Consider the following 14,333-nt stretch of genomic DNA (forward strand, 5'->3'; position numbering starts at 1 on the left):
CGCACGCCTCCTCACGCCTCCGTGGGCTCCAGCAGCTGCCGGGCCTCCGCCCGCCGGGCCCGGACCGTCTCGTCGTCCGGGTCGGCGCCCTCGTAGGCGTCCAGCACCGCACGCGCGCGTGCCGCCGCGTCGGCCGGCCGGCTCAGGTCGGCCTCCAGCCAGCCCGCCGCGAGTTCGGCGCCGGTACGGCTGTGCAGCCCGTCCGCGCCCAGCTCGGCGAAGACGGCGATCGCGGCCGTCGTCTCGGCCAGCGCCGCCTCGAACGCGTCCCGGATCGCCGCGTCCTGCGCGTCCTCGGACACGGACCGGGCCAGCAGATCTCCGAACTGCCGGTGGGTGTGGCCCAGTTCACCGGCGAGCCGGTCCCGGGCCGCCGGGTCCCTGAGCCCCTTCAGTGCCGTCTCGCACTCCGTCACCGCGGCCGTCATCAGGTGCCGCGCGCCCGCCGTCCCGGCCTCCGTGCGCAGCGCCAGCCACGCCCGGGCCCGCAGTGAGCGGACCAGGAAGTGCACGTTGCCCATCGCCCGCCACAGCTCGCCCGCGCGCGTGTACGCCCGGTCCGCCTCGGCGGCCAGGCCCGCGTTGCCCAGCGACTCGGCGGCCAGGTGCGCGAGGGTGGCGTGGTCGTGCTGCTCGGGCCAGTGCCGGGCGATCTCGGCCGCCTGGAGCCGCCGTTCGGCCGCCGCGTGGTGCTCGCCGAGCTCGCTCAGACAGTCCCCGAGCCACCACTGGGTCTGCACGACCGCGCCGTCCCCGTGCGTCTCGGCGCTCAGGTCGGCCAGCGCCGACTCCAGCACCTCGGCGGCCTCCGCGAACCGCCCCTGCCGCAGCAGGAGGCCGCCCAGCTGGTGCCGCGCCCAGGCGCCCAGGGTGGAGCTCTCCCCGGCCTCGTCCGCCCAGTGCGCCGCCTGAAGGGCATGTTCGGCGGCCTCCTCGGCCGCGCCGCGGCCGCCGAGCACCTCGGCCAGCTGGAGATGCAGCTGCGCCCGCCCCACCGGCTCCACGTGCGGGCCGCCGTGCTCCAGGGCCGCGCGCAGCGCCCGCTCCGCCTCGGCCATGTCGCCCTGCTCATGGGCGAGCGCGGCCACCCGCACCTCGTACTCCACCGCGAACCACGGCAGCTTCGCACCGACGAACTGCGCCGACGCCTGCCGGAACAGCTCACCCGCCCGCTCGCCGTCGCCGGCCTGCTCGGCCAGTTCGGCGAGCATCGCCCGCCCCTCGGCCGCCCGGGACACCAGCCGGACGTCGGACCCGCCGCGCCCGCCGACCAGCGCCAGCAGCTCCCGTACGGCCCGCTCGGCGTCGGCGGTGCCCTCCGACCGCTCGTGGACCCGCCGCATCAGGATCCGCGCCCGGCTCATCAGCACGGACGCCGTCTGCCGTACGCCGGTGGCGTCGTCGGCGTACAGCGCGAGGATCCGGTCGTACGGCTCGCCGATCGCGGCCGTCGCCTCGTCCAGCTCCCCGGACAGCGCGCGGACGTAGGCGGCACGCGCGCGTGCCGCGATCGCCTCGCCCTCGTCACCGGCCTCCGCGTACAGCTCCGCCGCCCGCTCGAACAGCTCGGCGCCCTCGGGGCCGCGGCCCATCGCCGTGTGGTCGGCGATCTCCGCGCGGACGTAGGTGTCCACCTCGGCGCCTGCGGCACCCTCGGCGGCCTCCGCCACCGCCGCCCAGGCGTCCAGGGCGTGCGGCTGGAGGGTGTCCGAGAGCCGGCGCGCCTCGGCGAGCAGCGCGGGCAGCGACGGCCGCTCCGGCGCGGGCGCCCGCACCACCGGCGCGATGGGCCCGGCGGGCGCCGTCCGTGCCGCCCGCACGCCCAGCGGCAGCCGGTCCACCAGCGGCCGCTGGTCCATGCGCTCGCGCAGTTGGTCGCCGACGTGGGAGGTGCCGTTGCGGGCATCGAACCGCGCGGCCAGCTCCAGGGCCTCCGCGCGCGCGTGCCCGGCGAGTTCCGTGGCGGTCCACGCCCGCCCGGCGGGGCCCGGTACCCGCTGCGCACCGAGACCCAGCCCGGTCAGCCGGTCCATCAGCAGCGTCACCACCGCCAGGAAGTCCATCCGGGTGCGCGGCTGCCCGGTGTCCGTGAAGTAGGCGGGACGTTCCGCCAGCAGTTCGAGACCGCGCGCCTCGTTGCCGGTCAGCGCGCAGAACTCCACATGGTCCGCGAACGCGCCCCGCATGCTCTCCATGGGGCGGACGAGACGGAAACCGCGCAGGTGGTGCGCGCGGGCCTCGTCGACCCGGCCGAGCCGCAGCAGCGGGACCAGGGAGGAGGCCAGGACCGTGTGCGGCTCGTGGGCGCAGCTGTACTCGCCCTCCAGGACCGGCCGCCACAGCTGAAGCGCCTCGGCGTCGCGGCCGTTGCGCAGCTGCCAGCCGCCCTGCCCGTGCAGCTCGCACGCGTGGCAGTCGGCCATCCGGTCCCGGTCCGCCGCCAGCCAGGCCGTGTACGCCCGCTCCGCGCGCGGGAAGTCACCGATGTGCGCGGCGACACTGAACTCGGCGCTGCGCACCGCCCGCTCGGAGTGCCCGGCCAGCCGGTAGCGGTGCTCCATCTCGCCCAGCCACTTCTCGACCGAGGCGAGCGGGATGTGCGGCTGGTCGAGCATGCCGGCCGACATCCACTTGAAGACCCAGTGAAGGGAATGCGTCTCGTACTCGTCGAAGTCCCCGGGCCGCTCGTCCCACAGGCGCAGCAGACGCGCGAAGGGGACGAACATCTTGTCCTTCTCGGAGCTGTAGTTGTAGACCTTCAGCTGGTGTCCGAGCGCCTCGATCACGGCGAGCGGGACGTTCAGCTTCTCGGCCTCCGCCAGCAGCTGCTCCGCGCGCGCGTTGCGGGCGGGACCCTCCGGCTCCTCGGAGTTCTCGGCCATCGCGCGGCGCAGCGCGTCGAAGTCCGCGATCCCGCCGGTTTCCTCCATCAGCGGTCACCCTCCCCATGAGTGGCCCACTCCAGGAGGCCGATGAACGAGCGGTTGATCAGCACCGAGTCGGCGGGCCGCAGCGGGCGCTGGGCCATCAGCAGCGCCTGCCCGTAGAGCGATTCGCTCGCGGTGCCGATCAGCTCCGGATCCGTCAGGGAACTGATCCGCCGGACCAGCGGGTTGAGATGGTTGAGCACCAGCCGCGCCCGGGGCGCGCTGCCGCGCAGCGAGCCCAGGATGCCCGCCCACAGGTCGTCGGCCTGTTCCTCGGCCTCCGCACGGGCCTGCTCGTGCCGTGCGGCCCGGTCGTCCAGGTGCAGCGCGGGCACGGAGAGCGGGTGGAAGGCGCGCAGGACGACATCGCACCCCAGCGGGTCCAGCTTCGCCCGCGCGGCCCCGAGAAAGCCCGCCAGCGCCAGCTCCTCCGCCGGATCCACCGCGTCCAGGTGCGCGGTCACGGTGTCCGCGTCCAGCTCGGCGACCACCGTGCCGGGCCGCACCGAGGGCAGCGCCTCGACCAGCTCGCTGTCGTACGTGTAACCGCCGTTGATCACCCCGACGCCCTGCGCGGAGGCGATCGGCGCGACCTGCCGGTACTCCTCGACCGTCCGCGTGAAGTGCACCACCGGGTGGCGCTGTGCGAACTCCTCCAGGGACAGCTGCCCGTCGGTGGTCTCGAAGGGGAGCCACGGCAGCATCGTGCGCAGCATCTCCCGGTCGTGCCGGGCCAGCGACTTCACCCCGAGGTGGTGCACCGACAAGAACGCCGAGAGCCGTTCCGGATCGCCTGCGGCAAGGCCGGTCAGCCAGGACCGAATCCTTTCGCCGAGCGCCTCCCGTACGGCGGCCAGGGTCTCGTCCTCGTACAGCGACTCGCGCGAGGCGGTCGGCCGCAGACTGTCCGTGTCCAGGACGCAGCGCACGAAGAACGCCCAGTCCGGCAGCAGCTGTTCGGCCCGCTCGGTGAGCAGCATGCCCTTGAGGTGCACGCGATGGGTGGCCCGCTGGGCGGGACTCACCGCCGACGGCAGCACGTACGCCACACCCCGGATCCCGGCCAGCGGCACGTCCAGCGCGATCGAGTCCAGCGGCGCGAACCCGAACAGCTCCTGACAGTGCCGGGCCAGCGCCACCCGGCGGGTGCCGGGGGAGGGGTACGGCCGGTCCCAGGGCGCGGGCAGGTCGGTGACCGCCTCGTCCCCCACCCGGACGTCGTAGGGCAGCAGCGAACCGAAGTCCCGCGCCAGCGCGAGCACCCGCCGCTCGTCCAGCCACTCCGCCGCCCCCGCCCGCGCCACCAGATGCACGGTGGTGCCGGGCTCGGGCCGCGCCTCGGGCGCCAGCGTCCGCACCGTGTACGACCCGTCGTCGCGCGCCGTCCACTCCACGGGGGGCGCGTCCGGGGTGCGGGCGCTGCGGCTGACCACACGGATCCGTTCGGCGACCACGAAACAGGCCAGCAGTCCGATGCCGAACTGGCCCAGGAAGTCCGAGCGGGCCTCCTGCAGCCCGTCCGACCGCTTGGAGCTGCGCCCGATGGTCGCGAGCAGACCGTGCACGTCCGACTCGGTGAGCCCGACGCCGCTGTCCTCCACCCGCAGGGCGCTGCCGTCGGCGTACAGCCGCACCCGTGCCGGGGCGTCGGGCTGTTCGGCCCGTCTCGCGGTGATCGCGTCCACAGCGTTCTGCAGCAGCTCGCGCAGGTAGACCTTGGGACTGGAGTACAGGTGATGGGAGAGCAGGTCCACCAGACCACGCAGGTCGACCTGGAACGAATGAGGTGGCTGTGATGCCTGGGATGACTGTGAGGTCTGGGAGTCCATCGTCGCTGCGCCGGAGGGGGGAAGAAGACGTGGTCGGCGCGGGGTCGGGCGGTCCCGGGTGGGGTGGTGACCGCGGAAGGATGGCCGGAGCGCGCCATCCTATGACTCAAGACGGCCGCCTGACCAGGGGTTTCCCGAGACATATACGGCATTGTCAGTGGCGTGGTGTGCAATGGATCTCGTGCCCGCACTGGAAGAACCGCTGAAACAACCCCTGAAGTCAGTGCTCGGCCCAGCCACCGCGAAGGTGATGGCCGAGCACCTCGGCCTGCACACGGTCGGCGATCTCCTGCACCACTACCCCCGCAGATACGAGGAGCGCGGCCAGCTCACCCACCTCGCCGACCTGCCCATGGACGAACACGTCACGGTGGTCGCCATGGTGGCCGAGGCACGGCTGCACACCTTCGCCTCCGCCAAGGCGCCGCGCGGCAAGGGCCAGCGGCTGGAGGTCACGATCACCGACGGCAGCGGCCGGCTCCAACTGGTCTTCTTCGGCAACGGCGTGCACAAGCCCCACAAGGAACTCCTGCCGGGCACGCGCGCGATGTTCGCCGGCAAGGTCTCGGTCTTCAACCGCCGCCTCCAACTGGCCCACCCGGCCTACGAACTGCTGCGCGGCGACGACCCGGACGAATCGGTGGAGACCTGGGCCGGAACCCTGATCCCGCTCTACCCGGCCACCGCCAAGCTGGAGTCCTGGAAGATCGGCAAGGCCGTCCAGACGGTCCTGCCGAGCGCCCAGGAGGCCCTGGACCCCCTGCCGCCCGCCCTCTGCGAGGGCCGCGGCCTGGTCTCCCTTCCCGAGGCCCTGCTCAAGATCCACCGCCCGCACACCAAGGCGGACATCGCGCAGGCCCGCGACCGCCTCAAGTGGGACGAGGCCTTCGTCCTCCAGGTCGCCCTCGCCCGCCGCCGCCACACCGACGCCCAACTCCCGGCGGTGGCCCGCAGGCCCCGTCCCGACGGCCTCCTGACGGCCTTCGACGACCGCCTCCCGTTCACCCTCACGGACGGCCAGCAGAAGGTCTCGAAGGAGATCTTCGACGACCTGGCGACGGAGCATCCGATGCACCGGCTCCTGCAGGGCGAGGTCGGCAGCGGAAAGACGCTGGTGGCCCTGCGCGCCATGCTCGCGGTGGTCGACGCGGGCGGCCAGGCGGCCATGCTCGCGCCCACCGAGGTGCTCGCCCAGCAGCACCACCGCTCGATCACCGAGATGATGGGGGAGCTGGCCGAAGGCGGCATGCTGGGCGGTGCAGAGCACGCCACCAAGGTGGTCCTGCTCACCGGCTCGACGGGCACGGCCGCCCGTCGCCAGGCCATGCTCGACCTCGTCACCGGCGACGCCGGACTGGTGATCGGCACGCACGCGCTGATCGAGGACAAGGTCCAGTTCCACGACCTGGGCCTGGTGGTCGTCGACGAACAGCACCGCTTCGGCGTCGAGCAGCGGGACGCCCTGCGCGGCAAGGGCAAGAAGCCGCCCCACCTGCTCGTCATGACCGCCACCCCGATCCCGCGCACGGTCGCGATGACGGTCTTCGGCGACCTGGAGACCTCCGTGCTGGACCAGCTGCCGGCCGGCCGCTCCCCGATCGCCACCCATGTCGTCCCCGCCGCCGACAAGCCCCACTTCCTGGCCCGAGCCTGGGAGCGGGTGCGGGAGGAGGTCGTGAACGGGCACCAGGCGTATGTCGTCTGCCCCCGCATCGGCGACGAGGAGGACGACCCGAAGAAGGCGAGGAAGTCGGCCGAGGACGAGGCGGAGAAGCGCCCCCCGCTCGCCGTCCTGGACGTGGCCGACCACCTCGCCAAGGGCCCGCTGAGCGGCCTGCGGGTTGAGGTCCTGCACGGCCGTATGCACCCGGACGACAAGGACGCGGTGATGCGCCGCTTCGCGGCCGGCGACACGGACGTCCTGGTCGCCACCACGGTCATCGAGGTCGGTGTGAACGTCCCCAACGCCACCGCAATGGTGATCATGGACGCCGACCGCTTCGGCGTGTCCCAGCTGCACCAGCTGCGCGGCCGCGTGGGCCGCGGTTCCGCCGCCGGACTCTGTCTGCTGGTCACGGAGATGGCCGAGGCGAGCCCGGCCCGCCAGCGCCTGACGGCCGTCGCCTCGACCCTGGACGGCTTCGAGCTCTCCCGCATCGACCTCGAACAGCGCAGAGAGGGCGACGTCCTCGGCCAGGCCCAGTCGGGAGCCCGCTCCAGCCTCCGCGTCCTGGCGGTGATCGAGGACGAGGAGATCATCGCGGAGGCCCGCGAGGAGGCGACGGCGCTGGTGGCCGGCGACCCGGAGCTGACCGGCCTGACCGGTCTCCGAACGGCCCTGGACGCCCTTCTGGACGAGGAGAGGGAGCAGTACCTGGAGAAGGGCTGAGCCTGACGCGCCCCGAAAGGGTGCGGGGATCTGGGCGACAGGCCACGCCGGACCCGCAGCCGCCGTCGCACCAGGCACCCACCCCGGTCGGCCTGCCAGACTGAACCCGTGAAGCCGCCCCCGAAGAAGGACCCCCCATGACCCGCGTGATCGCCGGCCGGGCAGGCGGACGGCGCCTCTCCGTGCCGCCCGGCACAGGCACCCGCCCCACCTCCGACCGCGCACGCGAGGGCCTCTTCTCCACCTGGCAGTCCCTCCTCGGCGGCCCCCTGGACGGCGACCGGGTCCTCGACCTCTACGCCGGTTCGGGAGCCGTGGGCCTGGAGGCCCTCTCCCGGGGCGCCGGCCACACCCTCCTCGTGGAGGCCGACCCCCGGGCCGCCCGCGTCGTGCGCGAGAACGTGAGGAACCTGGGCCTGCCCGGCGCCGAGGTGAGGGCGGGCAGAGCGGAACAGATCGTCCGGACACCGGCGCCCGCGCAGCCGTACGACATCGTCTTCCTGGACCCCCCGTACGCGGTCTCGGACGACGATCTTCGGGAGATTCTCCTCACACTCCACTCGGGGGGCTGGCTAGCGCCCGAGGCGCTCGTCACCGTGGAGCGCAGCACCAGAGGCGGTGACTTCCCGTGGCCGGCCGGCTTCGAGGCCCTCCGGTCCCGTCGCTACGGCGAGGGAACGTTTTGGTACGGTCGCGCCGCCTCTACGTGCGAAGACGCACGATGACCGGACCGGAGAGCGAGGGATCACAAGTGCGCCGCGCCGTCTGTCCCGGGTCGTTCGACCCGATCACCAACGGACACCTCGACATCATTGCCCGAGCGTCCCGCCTCTACGACGAGGTCTACGTCGCGGTGATGATCAACAAGTCCAAGAAGGGCCTGTTCGAGATCGACGAGCGGATCGACCTGATCCGCCAGGTCACGGCCGACCACGGGAACGTCCGCGTCGAGGCGTTCCACGGCCTCCTCGTCGACTTCTGCAAGCAGCGTGAGATCCCTGCCATCGTCAAGGGTCTGCGGGCCGTCAGCGACTTCGACTACGAGCTGCAGATGGCCCAGATGAACATCGGTCTGTCGGGCGTGGAGACGCTCTTCGTGCCGACCAACCCCACCTACAGCTTCCTCTCGTCCTCCCTGGTCAAGGAGGTCGCCCAGTGGGGCGGAGACGTGTCGCACCTGGTTCCGGAGCCCGTCTTCGAGGCTCTCAACAAGCGTATTCACCGGGACTGATGGGGCTACAGTCGTCCCGTCCGTCTCCAACACAGCTGTAGAGAGTGGCGAGCGCAGGGTGGACGTACAGAACAAGCTCGACGAGATCGTGGCCACCGTCTCCGGTGCCCGGGCCATGCCCATGTCGGCGTCGTGCGTGGTCAACCGGGCCGACCTGCTCGCGATGCTCGAAGAACTGCGCCAGGCGCTGCCCGGCTCCCTCGCCCAGGCCCAGGAGCTGATCGGCGGCCGTGAGCAGATGGTCGAGCAGGCGCGCATGGAGGCGGAGCGGATCATCGAGACCGCGCACGCCGAGCGCGGTTCGCTGATCTCCGACACCGAGGTGGCCCGCCGTTCCCAGGCGGAGGCCGACCGGATCCTCGGCGAGGCCCGCAGGGAGGCCGAGGAGGTCCGCGCCGACGCGGACGACTACGTCGACTCCAAGCTCGCCAACTTCGAGGTCGTCCTCACCAAGACCCTCGGCTCGGTCGGCCGTGGCCGCGAGAAGCTCCTCGGCACCGGACCCGGCCTCGACGAGCAGGGTTACGAGGACGAGGACGCCCCCGAGCGCAGCCACGACCCGGAGACGCTGCGCCGGGACGCCGACGCCTACGTCGACGTCAAGCTCGGCGCCTTCGAGGCGGTCCTCGCCAAGACCCTGGAGGCCGTCGGCAAGGGCCGCGCCAAGCTGCACGGCCGGATCGCCTCCGACGCCCTCGGCGCCCTGTCCGACGACAACACGACCTTCCAGCACTCCAGCGACGCCGACTACCTCGCCGACCTCGCGGCCCTCGCCGACCAGGACGCCCAGGCGGCGCAGCCCGAGCAGCAGCCGGTCGCCGCCCAGCAGCAGCCGCAGTACGACCAGCAGCCGGCGCAGCAGCCCGTCGCGCAGGACCCGTACGGCTACCCGCAGCAGCAGGACCCCTACGGCGGCTACCCCCAGCAGCAGCCCGCCTACGCGCAGCAGGACCCCTACGGCTACCAGCAGGCCGACCCCTACGCCTACCAGGGCTACGACACCGGCCAGCAGCCCGTCTACGATCCCCAGCAGCAGGCCCAGCACCAGGCGTACGCCCTCGACGAGACCAGCCTCTTCGACACCGGCATGATCACGCCGGAGCAGCTGAGGGCCTACGAGCAGGGCCGCGGCCTGTAGGAAGGGGCCGGAGGACGGCGGATTGGGCCGACAGCGAAAGGTCCAGTATCCTGGCTCTTCGGTCGCGTCCACATCCGCGATCACCGCTGCCCGGAGACGTCTTCCGGACGGCGTCCCTCTGAACTCGAAGATCGAAAGCAGGAATGGCTCCTCACGCACGTCTCGACCACCGCGACCCGTTCGTGTTCGACACGCACGAGCTGGGGCGGCGTCCTGGCGCGCTGCAGCGCCTGACCCGCACGATCGACGCCCCCGAGGACTTCGGTATCAAGGGGGTCATCGGAGTGCCGGAAGGTGCCCCGGTGGAGCTGGACCTCCGTCTCGAGTCGGTCATCGAAGGGGTGCTCGTCACAGGCACCGCCCGTGCACAGGCCGAGGGGGAGTGCGTAAGGTGTCTGGAGCCGGTCGAGCAGGAGCTCGAAGCGGACTTCCAGGAACTGTTCTCGTACCCTGACGCCGACGACCGGGGCCGTGTGATCGCGGAACCGGGCGACGACGCCGAGGACGACGAGGACAGGTACTTCATCGAGGACGGCTTGTTCGACCTCGAACCCGTGCTGCGGGATGCGGTGGTGCTCGCACTGCCGATGCAGCCGGTGTGCCAGGACGACTGTGCGGGACTGTGCTCCGAGTGCGGAGCCCGGCTCGCGGACGACCCGGACCACCACCACGACGCCGTCGACATCCGTTGGGCGGCTTTGCAGGGACTCGCCGGTTCCACCAAGGACGGCGAGAAGGTCGAGATGAGCGGCGCTGACGCGGAAGCGGGCGTCGACGAGAAGCAGGAGAAGTAGCCGTGGCTGTTCCGAAGCGGAAGATGTCGCGCAGCAACACGCGCCACCGCCGGTCGCAGTGGAAGGCTGCGGTCCCCACCCTGGTTGCGTGCGAGCGCTGCCACGAGCCCAAGCTGCAGCACATCGCGTGCCCGTCGTGCGGCACCTACAACAAGCGCCAGGTCCTCGAAGTCTGAGCGGCCAGGTGAGAGGCACTGTGTCCAGTCCCAAGAAGGCGGATGACGCCAAGGCGGATCCATCTGCCAAGAAGAAAACGGACAGCACGGCCTCGTCCCACACGCTTCTGGAAGGGCGGCTCGGCTACAAGCTCGAGTCCGCCCTTCTGGTGCGTGCGCTGACCCACCGTTCCTACGCGTACGAGAACGGCGGCCTGCCGACGAACGAGCGGCTGGAGTTCCTCGGTGACTCCGTCCTCGGCCTCGTCGTCACGGACACGCTGTACAACACCCACCCGGACCTGCCCGAGGGCCAGCTGGCCAAACTCCGGGCAGCGGTGGTGAACTCGCGTGCGCTCGCGGAAGTGGGCCGCGGTCTCGACCTGGGTTCCTTCATCCGGCTCGGCCGCGGTGAAGAGGGCACGGGCGGCCGGGACAAGGCGTCCATCCTTGCCGACACCCTGGAAGCGGTGATCGGTGCGGTCTATCTCGACCAGGGCCTCGACTCGGCGTCCGAGCTGGTACACCGGCTCTTCGACCCGCTGATCGAGAAGTCCTCGAACCTCGGAGCCGGCCTGGACTGGAAGACCAGTCTCCAGGAGCTCACCGCGACGGAGGGCCTCGGCGTGCCCGAGTACCTGGTCACGGAGACCGGCCCCGATCACGAGAAGACCTTCACTGCTGCCGCCCGCGTCGGAGGCGTCTCGTACGGCACCGGCACCGGCCGCAGCAAGAAGGAGGCGGAGCAGCAGGCCGCCGAGTCCGCCTGGCGCGCCATCCGCGCCGCGGCGGACGAGCGGGCCAAGGCCGCCAAGGCGGCAGCGGCAGCCGAACAGGCCGCCGCGGCCGAGGAGGACGACGGCTCGTCGTCCGCCGCCTCCGCCTGAAGAACAGCGCGACGATCCGAGCGCCCGGCCCCTTCGCGGGGCCGGGCGCTCGGACCGTCCAGGGTCCTGCACGGGAGACGCGATGCCCGAATTGCCCGAGGTCGAGGTCGTACGGCGTGGCCTGGAGCGATGGGTCGCCCACCGTGTCGTGGGCGAGACCGAGGTCCTGCACCCGCGTGCCGTACGGCGGCACCTCGCCGGTGCCGACGACTTCACGCACCGGCTCAAGGGCCACCGCGTCGGCACTCCGAGCCGGCGCGGCAAGTACCTGTGGCTGCCGCTGGAGGACACCGGCCAGTCGATCCTCGCCCACCTCGGCATGAGCGGCCAGCTGCTGGTGCAGCCCCATGAGTCACCGGACGAGAAGCACCTCAGGATCCGCGTCAGGTTCGCCGACGGCCTGGGCACCGAACTCCGGTTCGTCGACCAACGGACCTTCGGCGGGCTGTCGTTGCACGACAACACCCTCGACGGGCTGCCGGACGTCATCGCGCACATCGCCCGTGATCCCCTCGACCCGCTCTTCGACGACGAGGCCTTCCACCAGGCGCTGCGCAGGAAGCGATCGACCATCAAGAGGGCGCTGCTCGACCAGTCGCTGATCAGCGGGGTCGGCAACATCTACGCGGACGAGGCGCTCTGGCGGGCCCGGGTCCACTACGAGCGTCCGACGGCCGGCTTCACCCGCCCGCGCACCGCCGAACTCCTCGGCCATGTGCGGGACGTGATGAACGCGGCCCTGGCCGTCGGCGGTACCAGCTTCGACAGCCTCTACGTCAACGTGAACGGCGAGTCGGGATACTTCGACCGCTCGCTGGACGCCTACGGGAGGGAGGGACTGCCCTGCCGGCGCTGCGGTACCCCGATGCGCAGGCGGCCCTGGATGAACCGGTCCAGCTACTTCTGCCCGACGTGTCAGCGGGCGCCGCGCGTCTCGTCGTAGCGTCCGCGGGCGGCCAGCACCTCGTCCATCCGGCTCTCCACGAAGTGGACGACGGACAGCAGGCGGTCGGCGACCTCGCGGCCGAGCGGGGTGAGTTCGTAGTCGACCCGCGGCGGGTTGGTCGGCTGGGCCTCGCGGTGCACCAGGCCGTCGCGCTCCAGTGCCTGGAGGGTCTGGGAGAGCATCTTCTCGCTGACGCCGTCCACGCGCCGGCGCAGCTCGTTGAACCGGAACGACCCCTCGTGCAGCGCGCTCAGCGTCAGCCCGCCCCAGCGGCCCATGACGTGTTCGAGCGTGCTGCGCGAGGGACAGGCCCGGGCGAAGGCGTCGTACGCAGGACGCTCTTCCTCGGGACGGTCCTCGGTGCTGATGGTCATGCGTCAAGATTAGGCGAACGCAGCGCTAACCAACAGGGTGCGCTAACCACTGGTTAGCGCACCCTCACGCGGGTGCGCCCCGCAGCACGTGGCTGCGGGGCGCACCCACTGGGGTTCAGTCGACCATCTGCCCGTCGTACGAGCCGCCCTTGCAGAGGTTGGTCGCCCAATTGACCGTTCCGCCACCCTGCTCGCACTCACCCGGGGTGAGGCTGGCGGCGGAGGCGGTGGTGGCGCCTGTGAGGCCCAGTCCGGCGAGGGCTGCCGCGGCGATGGCGGCGGCGAGGAACCGTCGAATGCGCATGTCGTTGGCCTTTCACGGATTGCCTCGGTTAGGACACCAATCAGCTTGATGTTCCTCCGTATGGGCGACACGTCAGGTTGGGCCGTTCGGGTGACAGTGCGGGCGGATGCGTCTGTCGGCCGCCGCCGTGGGATCTTCGCTCACATCCGCGGCGGACGGCCCGGAATCCGGCCAGGACGATTCCCGGACCCACTGGCCCGCGGTTATCTCAGTAGCCGAAGTCCTGCGTCCACCAGGGGCCGCCCGAACCGAGGTGCACGCCGACCCCGAGGGTCTTGAAGTCGCAGTTCAGTATGTTGGCGCGGTGGCCCTCGCTGTTCATCCAGGCGTCCATGACGGCCTCGGCGGTGGCCTGGCCCCGGGCTATGTTCTCGCCGCCCAGGTTGGATATGCCGACGGCCGCGGCCCGGTCCCACGGCGTCCTGCCGTCCGGGTCGGTGTGGTCGAAGAAGTCCCGCGCGGCCATGTCCTCGCTGAACGACTCGGCCAGCCCGGTCAGCGAGGAGTTCACGGACACCGCGCTGCAGCCGACCTTGGCCCGCTCCTCGTTCACCAGCTTGAGCACCTCGGCCTCGGCGGCGGCCGCCTCGGACACGGTGACCGGCACCGCGGTCTTCACCGGCGCCCTGGTGGCCGTCTTGGCGGGCGCGGGCGTCGCCTTGCCGGACGGCGTGGCGCTGGGCTCCGGCTGCTCGGGCGCCGTCTTCGCCGGCGCGGGTGAGGCGGAGGTGGACGCCGGAGCGGGCGCGGCCGCCGTCCCGGTGGGCGAGCCGGAACGCTGGGTGTCCCGGCTGGTCGAGGAGCCGGTGTCCCGGCTCTGGGCGCTGCCGGAGGTGCCGCCCTGCTCGGCGGCCGTGTTGCTGGGCACCCCGTCGGCCTGCACCCGGTCGTCGCCGGTGGTGCTGGTGTTCCCGCCGAGCCTGTAGTTCTCCAGGCCCGGCACCACACCGGTGGCCACCGCGACGGTGCCGATGGCGACGGCCGCCGAGACTCCGAGCAGACCGGTGCGCATGGGCCGGGCGCCGGCCTTCTTCTTGCGCCGGTGTCCGCTGCCGCCCGCCGGGGAGCCGCCGATGACCGGGGCGAACTCCTCGGTGGAGAAGAGGGCCGTGCCGTCGGCCCGGGCGTAGTCGTCGTGGGTCTCGTACAGGTAGGCGGAGCTGCGCGCGTTGGCGTCGGCGTAGGCCTCCTGGTGCAGGTAGGCCGCGGTACCCGTCCCGAAGCGGAGACCCGCGTACGACTCCTGCGGGTCGAGGCCGCCCGTGTAGGGGCCGTCGCTCTCCGTGCCCCCCATGGCGCGGCCCGTGGCGGCGCGGCCGGCGGCGGAGCGTCGGTGGCGTCCCATGTCCTTGCCCTCTT

At 72.0% G+C, this 14,333-nt stretch carries 13 protein-coding genes; 8 read left to right on the plus strand and 5 right to left on the minus strand.

Translation table 11 applies throughout. The features are described from left to right. Nucleotides 1-11: 11 nt before the first annotated feature. Together ACFXI4_RS26400 and ACFXI4_RS26405 are read right to left on the minus strand one after the other, a co-directional pair. On the minus strand, nt 12-2,930 hold the full coding sequence (locus ACFXI4_RS26400) for a tetratricopeptide repeat protein (RefSeq protein WP_384995305.1): 2,919 nt from the start codon (nt 2,928-2,930) through the stop codon (nt 12-14). Then, on the minus strand, nt 2,930-4,756 hold the full coding sequence (locus ACFXI4_RS26405; RefSeq protein ID WP_384995308.1) for an HSP90 family protein: 1,827 nt from the start codon (nt 4,754-4,756) through the stop codon (nt 2,930-2,932). Before ACFXI4_RS26405 ends, ACFXI4_RS26400 begins: the two co-directional genes overlap by 1 nt. 172 nt (nt 4,757-4,928) lie before the next feature. On the opposite strand from ACFXI4_RS26405, the gene recG reads away from it, so the two are divergent. The 8 genes from recG (at nt 4,929) to mutM (ending at nt 12,293) form a co-directional block, all read left to right on the plus strand. Continuing rightward, a complete protein-coding gene (gene recG, locus ACFXI4_RS26410) occupies nt 4,929-7,145 on the plus strand; it encodes an ATP-dependent DNA helicase RecG (RefSeq protein WP_384995310.1) in 2,217 nt (738 codons plus the stop codon). Between the two features lie 137 nt (nt 7,146-7,282). Continuing rightward, entirely contained in the window at nt 7,283-7,870 is a 588-nt protein-coding gene (rsmD, locus tag ACFXI4_RS26415; protein ID WP_362721236.1) for a 16S rRNA (guanine(966)-N(2))-methyltransferase RsmD, read from the plus strand. A 26-nt stretch (nt 7,871-7,896) separates the two neighbouring features. Further along, nucleotides 7,897-8,376 carry a pantetheine-phosphate adenylyltransferase gene (gene coaD, locus ACFXI4_RS26420; RefSeq protein ID WP_362721239.1) on the plus strand — a complete coding sequence of 160 codons (480 nt, stop codon included), beginning with the start codon at nt 7,897-7,899 and terminating at the stop codon, nt 8,374-8,376. A 58-nt stretch (nt 8,377-8,434) separates the two neighbouring features. Then, the gene (locus tag ACFXI4_RS26425) at nt 8,435-9,514 is read left to right on the plus strand and encodes an ATP synthase F0 subunit B (RefSeq protein WP_384995313.1); all 1,080 of its coding nucleotides are present in this window, start codon (nt 8,435-8,437) and stop codon (nt 9,512-9,514) included. A 143-nt stretch (nt 9,515-9,657) separates the two neighbouring features. Next, nucleotides 9,658-10,308 carry a YceD family protein gene (locus ACFXI4_RS26430; protein WP_384995316.1) on the plus strand — a complete coding sequence of 217 codons (651 nt, stop codon included), beginning with the start codon at nt 9,658-9,660 and terminating at the stop codon, nt 10,306-10,308. 2 nt (nt 10,309-10,310) lie between these two features. Next, nucleotides 10,311-10,484 (plus strand): 50S ribosomal protein L32, encoded by a 174-nt coding sequence (gene rpmF / locus ACFXI4_RS26435; RefSeq protein ID WP_007493396.1) that lies wholly within the window; start codon nt 10,311-10,313, stop codon nt 10,482-10,484. Between the two features lie 8 nt (nt 10,485-10,492). Beyond that, entirely contained in the window at nt 10,493-11,350 is an 858-nt protein-coding gene (gene rnc / locus ACFXI4_RS26440; protein ID WP_384995318.1) for a ribonuclease III, read from the plus strand. Nucleotides 11,351-11,432: 82 nt separating this feature from the next. Continuing rightward, the gene (gene mutM, locus ACFXI4_RS26445) at nt 11,433-12,293 is read left to right on the plus strand and encodes a bifunctional DNA-formamidopyrimidine glycosylase/DNA-(apurinic or apyrimidinic site) lyase (protein WP_362724981.1); all 861 of its coding nucleotides are present in this window, start codon (nt 11,433-11,435) and stop codon (nt 12,291-12,293) included. On the opposite strand, the gene ACFXI4_RS26450 is transcribed toward mutM, so the two are convergent. From ACFXI4_RS26450 to ACFXI4_RS26460, 3 genes are all read right to left on the minus strand, one after another. Then, complete coding sequence (locus tag ACFXI4_RS26450) at nt 12,266-12,670, minus strand: winged helix-turn-helix transcriptional regulator (RefSeq protein ID WP_384995320.1); 405 nt, start codon at nt 12,668-12,670, stop codon at nt 12,266-12,268. The two genes, mutM and ACFXI4_RS26450, sit on opposite strands and share 28 nt — an antisense overlap. A 115-nt stretch (nt 12,671-12,785) precedes the next feature. Then, entirely contained in the window at nt 12,786-12,974 is a 189-nt protein-coding gene (locus tag ACFXI4_RS26455; protein ID WP_384995322.1) for a hypothetical protein, read from the minus strand. Between the two features lie 208 nt (nt 12,975-13,182). Further along, nucleotides 13,183-14,319, minus strand: coding sequence for a CAP domain-containing protein (locus tag ACFXI4_RS26460; RefSeq protein WP_384995325.1), 1,137 nt, complete (start codon nt 14,317-14,319; stop codon nt 13,183-13,185). Nucleotides 14,320-14,333: the final 14 nt, after the last annotated feature.

This window comes from Streptomyces sp. NPDC059224 (assembly GCF_042754285.1).
In the GTDB taxonomy this organism is placed as follows: domain Bacteria; phylum Actinomycetota; class Actinomycetes; order Streptomycetales; family Streptomycetaceae; genus Streptomyces.